The sequence below is a fragment of the Vibrio sp. M250220 genome, assembly GCF_036533795.1.
Classification (GTDB): Bacteria; Pseudomonadota; Gammaproteobacteria; order Enterobacterales; family Vibrionaceae; genus Vibrio.
In genome coordinates this window covers 77,254-90,073 of record NZ_JATABI010000003.1, presented here as the reverse complement: position 1 = coordinate 90,073, position 12,820 = coordinate 77,254, and the positions used below count along the sequence as shown (strand labels likewise).

Annotated in this window: 12 protein-coding genes; 4 read left to right on the top strand and 8 right to left on the bottom strand. The window is 45.8% G+C overall.

Features of this window, described 5'->3' with window-relative positions:
- The first annotated feature begins 1 nt into the window (after window position 1).
- Window positions 2-1,066, top strand: coding sequence for a galactose-1-epimerase (galM, locus tag QTN94_RS02015; RefSeq protein WP_331426687.1), 1,065 nt, complete (start codon window positions 2-4; stop codon window positions 1,064-1,066).
- 68 nt (window positions 1,067-1,134) lie between these two features.
- On the opposite strand, the gene QTN94_RS02010 is transcribed toward galM, so the two are convergent.
- Together QTN94_RS02010 and QTN94_RS02005 are read right to left on the bottom strand one after the other, a co-directional pair.
- Window positions 1,135-1,479, bottom strand: coding sequence for a ribosome recycling factor family protein (locus tag QTN94_RS02010; RefSeq protein WP_138970437.1), 345 nt, complete (start codon window positions 1,477-1,479; stop codon window positions 1,135-1,137).
- A gap of 3 nt (window positions 1,480-1,482) precedes the next feature.
- On the bottom strand, window positions 1,483-2,376 hold the full coding sequence (locus QTN94_RS02005) for a LysR family transcriptional regulator (protein WP_331416496.1): 894 nt from the start codon (window positions 2,374-2,376) through the stop codon (window positions 1,483-1,485).
- A gap of 192 nt (window positions 2,377-2,568) precedes the next feature.
- Between QTN94_RS02005 and QTN94_RS02000 the strand changes: the two genes are divergently transcribed.
- Window positions 2,569-3,450: an aldo/keto reductase gene (locus QTN94_RS02000; protein ID WP_331426686.1), complete on the top strand. Its 882-nt coding sequence runs from the start codon at window positions 2,569-2,571 to the stop codon at window positions 3,448-3,450.
- Window positions 3,451-3,510: 60 nt separating this feature from the next.
- Here the strand turns inward: QTN94_RS02000 and QTN94_RS01995 are convergent, their stop codons facing one another.
- Window positions 3,511-4,515: a substrate-binding domain-containing protein gene (locus tag QTN94_RS01995; protein WP_138970440.1), complete on the bottom strand. Its 1,005-nt coding sequence runs from the start codon at window positions 4,513-4,515 to the stop codon at window positions 3,511-3,513.
- A 166-nt stretch (window positions 4,516-4,681) separates the two neighbouring features.
- On the opposite strand from QTN94_RS01995, the gene QTN94_RS01990 reads away from it, so the two are divergent.
- Window positions 4,682-5,014 (top strand): tRNA-binding protein, encoded by a 333-nt coding sequence (locus QTN94_RS01990; protein WP_138970441.1) that lies wholly within the window; start codon window positions 4,682-4,684, stop codon window positions 5,012-5,014.
- A 64-nt stretch (window positions 5,015-5,078) separates the two neighbouring features.
- Here QTN94_RS01990 and QTN94_RS01985 read toward each other — a convergent pair whose 3' ends face one another.
- Window positions 5,079-5,639, bottom strand: a complete 561-nt coding sequence (locus QTN94_RS01985) for a gamma-glutamylcyclotransferase family protein (protein ID WP_331426685.1) — start codon at window positions 5,637-5,639, stop codon at window positions 5,079-5,081.
- A 247-nt stretch (window positions 5,640-5,886) separates the two neighbouring features.
- On the opposite strand from QTN94_RS01985, the gene QTN94_RS01980 reads away from it, so the two are divergent.
- Entirely contained in the window at window positions 5,887-7,071 is a 1,185-nt protein-coding gene (locus QTN94_RS01980; RefSeq protein WP_331426684.1) for an NnrS family protein, read from the top strand.
- A gap of 78 nt (window positions 7,072-7,149) precedes the next feature.
- Here the strand turns inward: QTN94_RS01980 and glpD are convergent, their stop codons facing one another.
- The 4 genes from glpD to dapD all read right to left on the bottom strand — a co-directional run bounded on the left by glpD (window position 7,150) and on the right by dapD (window position 12,721).
- Window positions 7,150-8,703 (bottom strand): glycerol-3-phosphate dehydrogenase, encoded by a 1,554-nt coding sequence (gene glpD / locus QTN94_RS01975; RefSeq protein ID WP_331426682.1) that lies wholly within the window; start codon window positions 8,701-8,703, stop codon window positions 7,150-7,152.
- A gap of 179 nt (window positions 8,704-8,882) precedes the next feature.
- A complete protein-coding gene (locus QTN94_RS01970; protein ID WP_331416502.1) occupies window positions 8,883-9,656 on the bottom strand; it encodes a DeoR/GlpR family transcriptional regulator in 774 nt (257 codons plus the stop codon).
- Window positions 9,657-9,829: 173 nt separating this feature from the next.
- Window positions 9,830-11,347: a glycerol kinase GlpK gene (glpK, locus tag QTN94_RS01965; protein WP_138970446.1), complete on the bottom strand. Its 1,518-nt coding sequence runs from the start codon at window positions 11,345-11,347 to the stop codon at window positions 9,830-9,832.
- Window positions 11,348-11,689: 342 nt separating this feature from the next.
- Window positions 11,690-12,721: a 2,3,4,5-tetrahydropyridine-2,6-dicarboxylate N-succinyltransferase gene (gene dapD, locus QTN94_RS01960; protein WP_138970447.1), complete on the bottom strand. Its 1,032-nt coding sequence runs from the start codon at window positions 12,719-12,721 to the stop codon at window positions 11,690-11,692.
- Window positions 12,722-12,820: the final 99 nt, after the last annotated feature.

Genomic DNA, 12,820 nt, shown 5'->3' with positions numbered 1-12,820 from the left:
GATGGAAAATTCTCTTTTTCGCACCATGACTGAGCAGCTTGCCTATGACGGTCAGCCCGCTCAGTTATTTGAATTAACCAATGTGAGTGGGGTTCGCATTGTGTTGATGGACATCGGAGCAACATGGCTCAGTTGTCGTTTGCCTTTGGCGTGTGGTGAGCTGCGTGAAGTTTTGTTAGGTGTAGGGACCATGGCAGATTTTGAGCGTCAGCCTAGTTACATGGGGGTAACGGTTGGCCGCTATGCGAACCGCATTGCCAATGGGCTTTTTACGCTTGATGGGCAGTCATATCAGTTGTCTGTGAACCAGGCTGGTAACTGCTTGCATGGTGGCATCTCGGGTTTTGATAAGCGGCGCTGGCAAGTGGTCGAACAGCAAACCAATACCATTATTTTTGGCTTGAGTTCAGCCGATGGGGATCAAGGTTTCCCTGGGAATCTTGATGTTCAACTGCGCTATCAGCTCCATGATGATGGACGATTCGATATTGAATACATCGCTCATTGTGACAAAGCGACGCCGATAAATTTGACCAATCATGCTTATTTTAATCTCAATGGTACAGAGAGTGAGTTGGATGCCCGTTCACATCAACTGCAAATCGAAGCGGATTACTACTTGCCGACGAATGAGAATGGTATCCCACTTGACGATTTGGTCAGTGTCCAAGGTACTGGTTTTGATTTCCGCAGAGTCAAAAGTGTCGCTCAAGACTTATTAGCGGATGAGCAACAACAAGCCGCTAAGGGATATGATCACAGCTACTGGTTTGATCCACAACGTGATACCAGTGTGCCTGTAGCGACGTTGACCAGTCAGGATCAGCAAGTGTCTCTTTCGGTGATAACTGACAAACCCGCGATGCAACTCTATTGCGGCAATTGGTTAGCGGGTACGCCAGCGAGAGCGGGAAAAGAGTATGCAGATTATGCGGGATTAGCCCTAGAAACGCAGTTTTTGCCGGACTCGCCCAATCACCCACAATGGCCGCAGTCAGGTGTAATTCTACGTCCGGGAGAGGAATATCGTTATCAAACGACATTCCAATTTTCCCGCTCGCGATAATCGCCAGATTGAAAAAGCCAGTCACACGACTGGCTTTTTATTATTTAAGGAAGCGTCAGCTACGCCGTTTAGAATCCTTCATGCTGGTCAATTGCAACGCGAGCTTCACTCATCGAGCAACCTGTTTCTTGCACGAGTTGACTAACGGTCATGGCGGGATTGCTGAGCAGTATTTGAGACAAATCGACGTCAGGTTCGGGCAAGGATTTGCCAATCGCTGCAACTATCCACTGTTGATCCTCATCTTTTAGAGTTTCTATCAATGAGCGCAATTGCTGTTCGTGTCCGCTCAACTGCCAATGCCTTGAACGTCGAATTCGCTTTAACTGACAACCATGCTGGTTGGCACACTTGATCACCGCTGTTTTGTCAGCAACTCGGTGGACGAAACTGTTGAGAGTGATGGACAACATGCCTTAGAGTTCCTCAAACCAATGTTGGACAAAATCGATGAAGGCTGACAGCTTGGTGCTACGACGAAGCTGAGGAGGGAAGATCAGGTAGATGTTGCTTTGAGTCATTACATAGTCAGGTAAGACTTGCAACAGTTTGCCGCTATCCAGCGCGGGCTTGACTAAATAACAGGGCATCTTGATCACACCTTTGCCTTTCAACGCCGCATCAAGCAGTAGAAGGTTATCGTTGATGAGCATATCGCCATCTGTTGCCACTTCAATCATCTGATTATCGTTTGTGGAAAATGGCCATTTACGTAGATTTGGATCAGATAAACAGTTGTGTTTAGTGAGATCTTGCGGATGAGTCGGGATGCCGTTTTGAGCCAAATAGTCTGGTGAGGCACAGCAAATGTGTTGGTACGGCATCAGTTTTTTCGCCACCATATTCTCTGGTGGGGTATTGGTCGCACGGATGGCTAGGTCGAAGTTGCTTTTGGTGAGGTCTTCTCTGGTATAGCCAATGTCTAAGTCAAATTCGATGTCAGGGTGCAGCAGTTGAAATTGATGGCAAATCTCGATCAGAAAGCGGTGGCTGAAAATGGTGGGGGCGGTAATTCGTAGCAGTCCGCCGACGGTACTCTTGGTGTGATCGAGTTCCTTTTCTAACTCAAGGATTGACGCATTGATACCTTGCATTTTTGCTAGAATCTTTTCCCCTGCGGCTGTTAAGCGAACACTGCGCGTAGAGCGGATTAATAAGCTGGTTTCTAGCTCCTGCTCTAGCTGGAGTATTTGCGATGAGAGATAGCTCCTCGAAATGCCGAGATTATCTGCGGCTTTAGAAAAGCTAAGTTGTTTGGCTACCTCGCCAAATAGTGCGTAGCGCTCGAAACGCTTGTGCATTTTATGCATCAACACAAACCTATAATTCGAAATCTGTTGTTGATTATATCGTTCAATATAGAAAATTAAAGTAAGTTAATTGTGCGTTATACCGAATTATCTTTTCGTCTTTATGGTCTTAATCGTCCTGCTGGCTAGCAGTATACTGAATCCAGAACAGCGCAAGTATCGCTGATAAATTGCATCTTTCAGGGGACAAATATGAACAAGTCACACCCGGTTTTTTCACCGATGATCCAAGGTTACTGGCGCATGGCAGAGTGGGGTATGAATACTCAGCAACAGCATGCGTTTGTACAGCAACATCTTGAGTTGGGTATCACCACGGTTGATCATGCTCCAGTGTATGGACCAGACTCTGCATGTGAGAAAATGTTTGGTCAGGTGCTGGCACTCGATAGTCGCTTGCGTGACCAGATTCAGATCGTTTCAAAATGTGGTATTTACCGTGGTGAAGGCAAGCAGGTCAATCACTACAACAGTAGCAAGGCTGCGATTATCGAATCGACTGAACAATCTCTTCACCGTTTGAATACCGATCATCTCGACGTCTTGCTATTGCACCGTCCAGATCTGCTGATGGATGCCGATGAAGCCGCCGAAGCGTTCGCACAGTTAAACAGTGCTGGTAAAGTAAAGCATTTTGGTGTGTCTAACTTTACCCCAGCTCAGTTTGCGTTACTTCAATCTCGCCTTGATGTACCACTTATCACCAATCAGATTGAAATTAATCCGGTGAACTTACAAGTGACGGAAGATGGTACGCTGGAGCAGTTACAAAAGCAGCGAGTTCAGCCGATGGCTTGGTCATGTCTTGCTGGTGGTCGAATATTTAGCGATAGCAGTGAACAGGCATGCCGTCTGCGTGACACATTATCTGAAGTTGGCCAAGAAATTGGAGCCGACTGTATTGACCAAGTCATTTTTGCTTGGGTGATGAGAATGCCTGCGCGCCCAGTTCCTATCATTGGTAGCGGTAACATCCAGCGCGTGAAGACAGCGGTTGGCGCATTACAGCTGGAGTTGACACATGAACAGTGGTACCGCATCTGGGTTGCATCGAAAGGTCATGGTGTCGCGTAACTACCTGAATCAAAAGAGGGCTCTAGTTTGAGCCCCCCTAAATACCGTTACGCTTGTTGGCTACTTGGCAATTTTTGCAACCGAGTTACGACGTACTAACGTTGGTGTAAACATGATGGCTTCGTTGTTAGTTGCTTCTTGTTTGGCGAGATTTAATGCTAGTCGCGCAGCGCGCTCTGCCATCATAGCGATAGGGTAACGAATCGTCGTCAATCGAGGGCTGATGTAACGAGCAATCAGACCGTCATCGAACCCCATCATAGAGATTTGATCTGGCACTTTGATGCCATTTTCATCGAGTACAGACAGTGCTCCCGCAGCCATGTAATCGTTATAGGCGACTACACCAGTGATATCGAGTGATTTGGTGAGTAAGGTGGTCATAGCAACTTCACCACCATCGTTGTTTGGCTCACCACGTTCGATATAGCTGCTAGGCAGTTCAATATTGTTGTCTTTTAGCGCCGCGAGATACCCTGCAACTCGTTGCGAAGAGTCTTCTATTTCGTGAGCTGACGCTACACAAGCAATTTTAGTGTGTCCATGACGGATCAGGTATTCAGTCGCTAGATAAGCCCCTTTGAAGTTATCGAGTGCGATGCAGCGTTCCGCAATTTCTTCAATAAATCGGTTTATGAGCACCAGACCTTTGACTTCTTTCGCGTAGCCGATGAGCTCTTGATCAGATAAGCCTTTTGAGTGGATGACCAGAGCCTCACAGCGATTGTTGATAAGCAGTTCAATCGCTTTGCGTTCTTCTTCAGCATCATGGTAACCATTTCCGATCAGTATATGTTTACCATGCTCGTGAGCGACATTGTCCACTGCTTTGACGAGGGCTCCGAAAAAGGGATCGGACACATCACCAACCAATACGCCAACGGTATTGCTGCTCTGGCTAACAAGCGCTTTGGCGGCGGCATTGGGTCGGTAGCCTAGTTTTGCCATCGCTTTTGAGACCGATTCTATCGATGCTTTGCTCGCTTTAGGAGACTTATTGATCACTCTGGATACTGTAGCAATCGATACGCCTGCTTCCTTGGCGACATCTTTTATGGTTGCCATATTTGACCTCGAAAAATACGAATGGAGTTATTTAACCTTGTTGATGTAAATAAGGCAAATACTGTTATGAATACATTTTTAAATTGAGATCTTTACCACTTGTAATATAAGTGATTGCTGATAGTGTAAACGTTGTCTTTTAGTAAAATTTTACCGGTATCTTAACATGGAAAAAGTCGCTTATTCAGATTTCGCTAAATTGGAAATTCGTACAGGAAAAATCATTGAGGTTGTCCGCCATGAGAACGCGGATAAGCTATACATTGTGCAAATTGATGTTGGTGATAAAACACTACAAACTGTGACCAGCCTTGTGCCTTATTACACAGAACAACAGCTGATGGGGAAAGAGGTGGTTGTGCTGTGCAATCTGGAAAAAGCCAAGATGCGCGGTGAAACATCAGAGTGCATGCTGCTGTGTGCAGAAACAGATGATGAATCGGAAAGTGTACTGCTGACTCCTGAGCGTTCGATGCCAGCTGGTATTCGTATTGTCTAAAGGTAGACACCAAGCTCGAAGGCTTGGTGCTCCATTTAACTTATCTCTTTTTGGCTGAGGGTTTTCAGGCTCTTACTTCAGCCACCAGAGCATCAATTTGCTTGTGGTGCTCTGGTTTTACTCCTGCTAGGTTGCCATATTTTGGTTCATGGCGATCATTTTCGAGCGGAAAATGCCAGCCTATCGTTTGCTCAATAAACTGTTTGGCAAACTGTTCCGATATTTCTAGACACCCAACGAGAACAGTATCCACATAAGTTTGCATTATTGGACTGAGTGTACAAGGTGGCTCAGGATTGTCTTTGATGTAAACCCAAACTTGATCGTTGTCGCTAAGTGGCAACTGTGACTCAACTTGATTCACTTGGACTTGAACGCGATGGTAGCCTCGTTCACGAATATCGAATTCTTTAAGACCGCATTCACTTACTTCGAGTAAAACACCATTAACGTACCCGTGTCCTTTATCGACCACCAAGGGTGAGAGCGTATAACTCTCATCCACTTTGCCCCAATAGCGTTTAAACCCCTCTACGGTTGCGGTGGTTGCCGCCGAAGTTTGCCCTGTTAATTGGCGTGATGCGGAATTCATCAGACTGCCATAACCGAAGATATAGTTTGCCACTGTTGTCACCTCATCTTGGATGTGAAATAGGAGTATTCGTTAAACTAACCAGTTTCACTGAGAATTGAAAGTCGTTCATATCGTATCTGTCGTGTCTTTTTGACATTTTTAAATTGGGTTAATTTGACTTCTTTTTTGGCTTGTTAATATCACTAAGCCTTTGAGATAAAAGAGTTACAAGGGTTGGAACATTTCTTGCAATAGCCTAGGAAGATTTCAGTTTTTTATAACTTTTAGGAGTCACTTAGTGCTCAATATTACTGATAAAAAAGTAGAAGAAGCGATCCCAGCCGTTTTACGTTTAGGTTTTAGACCTTTCTTCCTATTAGGCTCCATCTACGCGGTTATTGCTATTGGCTTATGGGTTTGGATGTTCCAAAGCGGACAACCCGCGATGCTTCAAGTGCCTGCATTATGGTGGCACGTTCATGAGATGTTGTTTGGTTTTGCCATGGCGATTGTGGCTGGATTTGTCTTAACCGCGGTTCAGAACTGGACGGGAATTAATGGTACAAAGCATCACCGTTTAGCTGCGATAGTGGCACTGTGGTTGTTGCCGCGATTGTTGCTATGGACTCCAACGCCGCTTTGGCTGGTTTCTAGCCTTGAAGCCTTGTTTTTAGCTTTTGTCGCCTACGAAGTCGGCAGCCGAGTCGTCAAAGCGAAAGGGTGGCGTAATCTGTTTTTTATTCCGTTATTTTTGTTGGCTATCGTGGCTAATTTTGCCAGTTATGCGGCGGTAAAAGGTATGCCGCCATTTCCTGCTTCAGCGGTTTGGCAGGCGATGCTTTGGTGGTTTACTTTGCTGCTCTCTGTTATGGGCAGCCGTGTTATCCCATTTTTTACCGCTCGTCGTTTTAACTTTGAAAAACCTCAGCCAATAGTCTGGTTGGACTGGTTAGCAAACCTACCTCTGATCGGCTTATTTATATTAAGTTTTTTCCCGATGACCTTTGCTCAACTTGGTCAACCATTGATGTTGTTAGCCGGTGTGGCGCATCTGATCCGAATCATACGCTGGAAACCGTGGCTTACTTTGAGCGAACCTTTGGTTTGGTCACTGCATGCTACTTACCTGTGCATCCCAGTGAGCTTGCTATTACGTGGTTTGCTGGATAATCCATTTGCCAGCCACAACATGTTGCATTTATTTGCGATTGGGGCCATTGGCGGTGTGATTTTGGCGATGATCGCTCGCGTGACAATGGGGCATACTGGTCGTGCGATTTACCAAGGTCCAAATATGAACCTAGCTTTCGGTGCTTTGGTATTGGCTGCAATTGTACGTGGGATAGGGGTGGCGTTCTTCCCTCAGTATCTGATTTCTGCGCCAAACATCAGTGCAGCGTTGTGGATATTCGCTTTTGTCATGTATGTCGGTCTGTTTGGAAAAATGCTAGTCACCCCAAGGGTCGATGGTCATCCTGGTTGATCGCCAGTTTCGATTAGAGCTAAAAAGGCTTGGTGTCGTAACCAAGCCTTTTAATGATAAATTGCCTTACTTAGGTGGTTAGCCAGCTTCAGACAGGCTGATCACTTGCTGAGGTTGTTTCCCTGAAATGTACTTGGTGACAGCTTCAATCTCGTCCTGATTGAGGTAGAGACCAAGTTTGGTTCGACGCCACAGCAGATCATCGGCTGTGAGAGCCATTTCATGTTCAATTAGATAATCAATCTCTTGCTGATAAACGCCTTGCGCAGAGTCAGAGAACGGGACACCCATACCTTCAATACTTGTTACCCCTTGAAGTAGCTTCCACGTATAAGTACCAAACTGAGTGACATAGCGCAGTAGCAACGCTTGTGATAGCCAAGGGTACTGAGCATGGATCGTTGCAGCCAGTTGTTCTCTGGTGCAGCTAAAGTTACCACCTGGCAGGGCGTGGTTGGCTGTCCATGGTGTCCCCATATTAGGTAAATATGGGGCGAGCTTTGCCAATGCCGCTTCACCAAGTTTACGGTATGTGGTTAATTTTCCGCCAAAAATTGATAGCAGAGGAGCTTGATCGTACTCAGATTCAAGCTCCAGAGTGTAGTCTCGTGTGATGGCTTGTGGAGAGTCAGATTCATCATCACAAAGAGGTCGCACGCCACTATAACTCCAGATGACATCCTCACGTGAAAGTTGCTGGACAAAGTGCTGATTGACGATATCGATCAGATAATCCACCTCTTGATCTGAGATCGCCACTTCTCTTGGATCTCCTTTATATTCAACATCGGTCGTACCTATTATCGAAAACTGATCCAAATAAGGGATCATAAACACGATTCGATGATCTTTGTTTTGCAGGATATATGCTTGTGGCTCATCGTGAATGCGAGGAATCACAATATGAGATCCTTTGATTAGACGTATATTACGTGGTGAAAGGTTTTCTAACCCTTGATCAAAGAACTGCTTGACCCAAGGCCCTGCGGCGTTCACTAGCGCTTTCGATTTACGCTCAAAGGTTTCTCCTGTCATGACATCGCGAATGGTCACGCGCCAGATATCGCCTTCGCGTATTGCGCCTTCTACATGGCAGTAGTTACGAATTTCAGCATTATTTTCTTTTGCAGCCAACACGTTTAGCAATACTAATCGCGCATCATCTACCCAACAATCAGAGTACTCGAAGCCTTTTTCCATTTCCGGTTTGAGTAAGCCAGATTGAGCCAAGTCGATGCTTTCACTTGCCGGCAGCGTCGTTCTTTTGCCTAGGTTGTCGTAGAGGAATAAACCGCAGCGAATCATCCATGCTGGACGTAAGAAAGGGCGGTGTGGGAGTCGAAAGCGCATTGGTTGCGCGATATGTGGCGCTTTTTTCAGCAGCACCTCACGTTCTGCGAGCGCTTCCGAAACTAAGCGAAACTCATAGTGTTCGAGATAGCGCAACCCACCGTGAATGAGTTTTGAGCTGGCAGATGAGGTTGCAGAGGCGAAGTCTTGGGCTTCATATAAACCGACAGATAAGCCTCGGCCAGCAGCATCAGCAGCGATGCCTGCACCATTAATGCCACCACCAACTATGATTATGTCTAACGTTTTGTCTGATTGTGCAGCATTAGCTGAAATACTCATGAATTTAACCTTTTGTTGAGCGAACGAGCATTTTTGACCATAAAAGAATCCTAACGCAGCTTTCGTTTTAGATCATTATTTGTTTTCGTTTGCGCTCGTTTGTGTGATTTATGCACAAAAAAACCTTTATTAGGGAATAAAGGTTTCTTGAAGGTTAAATTTGATTGAAATTGCTGTGACTATTTACTGTCGTTAATTACTTCAAGCGGAATTGAGTGTTCTTTGAGGATAGACAGTATTTCTTTTGGCGGTTGTTTGTCAGTAAACAGCATATGGAGTTGAGAGATATTGCCCAGCTTGACCATCGCATTACGGCCAAATTTAGAGTGATCAACAGCAAGAAAAACACTCCGGCTATTCTCGATAATGGCTTGCTTTACACGAACCTCATGGTAGTCGAAGTCAAGCAGTGAACCGTCATAGTCGATACCGCTAATCCCCAAGATGCCGAAATCAAGTCGGAACTGTTTCACGAAATCAAGAGTGGCTTCACCGACGATACCGCCATCACGGTTGCGTACTTCTCCACCAGCAAGGATGACTTTAAACTCTGGGTTTTGCAGCAAGATGGTTGCGACATTAATATTGTTAGTAACCACACGTAGTTGCTTGTGATTTTTGTTTAGTGCTCGTGCAATGGCCTCTGGAGTGGTGCCAATATCAATAAACAAGGTCGCCCCATCGGGAATGTGTTTAACCACTTCTTCTGCAATAACATCCTTTTCGTTGAAATTCATGCTCTTGCGCGCGGTGTACGAGGTGTTTTCTGAACTCAGTGGAATGGTTGCACCACCATGGTAACGGCGAATTTTATTGTCATCGGCAAGTTCGTTGAGATCGCGTCTGATGGTCTGTGGACTGACATTAAATTTCTCTACCAGCTCTTCGGTGCTGACATAGCCTTGCTTTTGAACCAACGCAATTATTTGCTGATGTCTTGGAATTTGTTTCACGGGCAGCTCCCTGTGCATTGAGCCAATATGCTCATTACACCGATTTTCGAAAATAATAACTCGCGTTATTGTGCTCGAATTAGCGCATTGTGAGAAGAGAACGATGTAAGGAATAGGGGATATAACGCAAAAAGAGCGCCATAATCGGCGCTCTTGAATAGGAGTTTGTGACTTTAATCTTCCTCGTTATGCATTTCTGCCCAAACCTGCGCACACTTAACGGCGCGCTTCCATCCCTTGTAGCGGCGATTACGTTTTTCTTCATCATGATGAGGTAGGAAGGTGCGATCGAGCTCGGCTTTGTCTTTCAGCTCATCAATACTATTCCAGTACCCAACGGCAAGACCTGCTAGGTAGGCTGCACCTAAGGCGGTAACTTCCGTGACTTTAGGGCGGTGAACTTCTGTATCTAGAACATCAGATTGGAACTGCATTAAGAAATTGTTTGCCACCGCTCCACCGTCGACTCTTAAGCTAGCCAAGTTAATGTTGGAGTCTGCTTGCATTGCATCCAAAACGTCGCGAGTTTGGTAGGCAATACCTTCAAGCGTTGCTCGGATAATGTGGTTTGAGCTGACGCCACGCGTTAGACCGACAATGGTCCCACGCGCCCAAGCATCCCAATAAGGAGCACCAAGGCCAGTAAAGGCAGGTACAACGTAAACACCGTTGGAAGAGTCAACTTTGGTCGCAAAGTACTCTGAGTCTTTGGCATCTGCGAGTAGCTTCATCTCATCGCGTAGCCATTGAATTGAAGCGCCTCCCATAAATACCGCGCCTTCTAGTGCATAGGCAGGCTCGCCATTTGGACCACAGGCTAGCGTGGTCAAAAGACCGTGAGTTGATGTTACTTTCTCTTGGCCGGTGTTCATAAGTAAGAAGCAACCTGTGCCATAGGTGTTTTTCGCTTGTCCAGCCTCAACACACATTTGACCGTAAAGCGCAGCTTGTTGGTCTCCGGCAATACCTGCGATAGGAATACGAGTACCGCCTTTACCACCGATGTTGGTCTGACCGTAAACTTCCGAAGAACGCTTCACTTCAGGCATCATTGAGGCTGGGATTCCTAGTTCGTCGAGCAGTTTTTGATCCCAGCTTAAGTTATTGATATTGAAGAGCATGGTGCGAGAAGCATTGGTATAGTCTGTGACGTGTACTCGGCCTTGGGTCATTTTCCATACCAGCCAAGTATCGACAGTACCAAACAACAATTTGCCTGCTTCTGCGTCTTCACGTGCGCCTTCGACATTATCCAGAATCCACTTAATTTTAGTGCCGGAAAAGTATGGGTCGAGTACTAATCCGGTATTTTCGCGGACATACTCTTCTAGGCCACGTGCTTTGAGCTCTTCACAAATTTCTGCAGTGCGACGACATTGCCACACAATGGCGTTGTAGACAGGTTTGCCAGTTTCTTTGTTCCATACAATGGTGGTTTCACGTTGGTTGGTGATACCAATGGCCGCAAGCTGGTCGCTACTGATTCCTGACTTGGCGAGAGTTTCGATGAGAGTTGAACTTTGTGTTGCCCAAATTTCAAGAGGATCGTGCTCGACCCACCCAGACTGAGGGTAAATTTGGGTGAACTCACGTTGAGAGATGCTAACAATATTGGCATCGTGGTCCAGTATCACCGCGCGAGAGCTTGTTGTGCCTTGGTCTAGGGCAACAATGTACTTTTGCTCAGTCATGGTAAGAATCCTTTTGTCTTATTATTACTATTTTAGCTAATCTTGGCTTGCTTATCGTTTGAGCGAGTTCGATGTGTGGTAGCAGCAGATTGGTGTATTCCCTATTTACGCAGAGTAATTTTGCATAAATAGGCGAATTCGAAAATAAACGAGCACTAAAAATGAGTGTTTGAGCATAAAAATATCAGTAAGTCGGAATATATTGTCTGACTGAAAAGGTGTAAATCTCCCCCCTGTCGCTAGTGGATATAGGGGATTGACGAGGATAATAACCTTTACTTCTGAGGAATAAGAAACAAAAAAGCCGAGCATTGAAGCTCGGCTTTATCAACTCGCCTCGGCTTAGTTGTTGCTGTGTAGCTCTGAGTTCAGCTCTACCGCAGACTTGTTCGCAAGACATTCGATTTGGCCTGTCACTGAGTTGCGACGGAACAGTAGATCAGATACACCAGCGAGATCGCGAGCTTTCACTACTTCAACTTCTTGGCCAGATGAATCTAACATGCGTACTTTAGAACCTGCCGTCACATATAGACCAGATTCAACAGTACAACGATCGCCTAGAGGGAAACCAAGACCCGCATTCGCACCTAGTAGTGAGTTTTCACCAATTGACACCACTACTGTACCGCCGCCTGATAGTGTACCCATGATAGAAGCGCCACCACCGATGTCAGAGCCATTGCCGACAACAACACCCGCAGAGATACGACCTTCAACCATGCTCACGCCTGTAGTACCAGCGTTGAAGTTGATGAAACCTTCGTGCATAACTGTGGTGCCTTCACCCACATGAGCACCAAGGCGCACGCGAGATGTATCAGCAATACGAATACCAGCTGGAACAACGTAATCGACCATTTTTGGAAATTTGTCGACACAGTCAACAGACAGTGAGCGGCCAGCAAGACGCGCTTCAATTTGACGGTCAGCCAGCTCAGGCAAGTCGATTGGACCTTCGTTAGTCCATGCAATGTTATGCAGCAGACCGAAGATACCATCTAGGACAGTACCGTGTGGTTGAACTAGGCGGTTAGAGATAAGTTGCAGTTTAAGGAAACCTTCAGCAACGGACTCAGGTTTCTCATCTGTTGCTAGAACCACAACAACCAGAGGTTGAGAAGACTCTGCCGCTTTTGCAGCGAAAGATGCATTCGCTGTATCCCCGTTTGCTTCAAAGGCACTAACTAACTCAGCACTTTGAGCTGCAGAGATTTCGATAGCTTGGTTACCTTGCTCATAACCTGCAACTTTAGCAACGGCTTCAACCAGTGCATCTGATGGGTTTAGAACTGGGTTTGGAAAAAATGCTTCAATGATTTTTCCATCGCGGTTTTTAGTTGCTGTACCAAAGGCTAGAGAAAAGTAAGCCATTTTAAATCTCCATGTTTATATTCATCCAGAAAGAGCAATGATGCTCAGTCTCAAATTAAGTTAAATTCATCATAAAGAGAGCTATGCAGACTTTAAAGG

What these genes read in the sequence shown, in the direction of transcription:
- galM (WP_331426687.1), top strand. Translation starts at nt 2, where the DNA reads ATGGAAAATTCTCTTTTTCGCACCATGACTGAGCAGCTTGCCTATGAC.
- QTN94_RS02010 (WP_138970437.1), bottom strand. Translation starts at nt 1,479, where the DNA reads ATGTTGTCCATCACTCTCAACAGTTTCGTCCACCGAGTTGCTGACAAA.
- QTN94_RS02005 (WP_331416496.1), bottom strand. Translation starts at nt 2,376, where the DNA reads ATGCATAAAATGCACAAGCGTTTCGAGCGCTACGCACTATTTGGCGAG.
- QTN94_RS02000 (WP_331426686.1), top strand. Translation starts at nt 2,569, where the DNA reads ATGAACAAGTCACACCCGGTTTTTTCACCGATGATCCAAGGTTACTGG.
- QTN94_RS01995 (WP_138970440.1), bottom strand. Translation starts at nt 4,515, where the DNA reads ATGGCAACCATAAAAGATGTCGCCAAGGAAGCAGGCGTATCGATTGCT.
- QTN94_RS01990 (WP_138970441.1), top strand. Translation starts at nt 4,682, where the DNA reads ATGGAAAAAGTCGCTTATTCAGATTTCGCTAAATTGGAAATTCGTACA.
- glpD (WP_331426682.1), bottom strand. Translation starts at nt 8,703, where the DNA reads ATGAGTATTTCAGCTAATGCTGCACAATCAGACAAAACGTTAGACATA.
- glpK (WP_138970446.1), bottom strand. Translation starts at nt 11,347, where the DNA reads ATGACTGAGCAAAAGTACATTGTTGCCCTAGACCAAGGCACAACAAGC.
- dapD (WP_138970447.1), bottom strand. Translation starts at nt 12,721, where the DNA reads ATGGCTTACTTTTCTCTAGCCTTTGGTACAGCAACTAAAAACCGCGAT.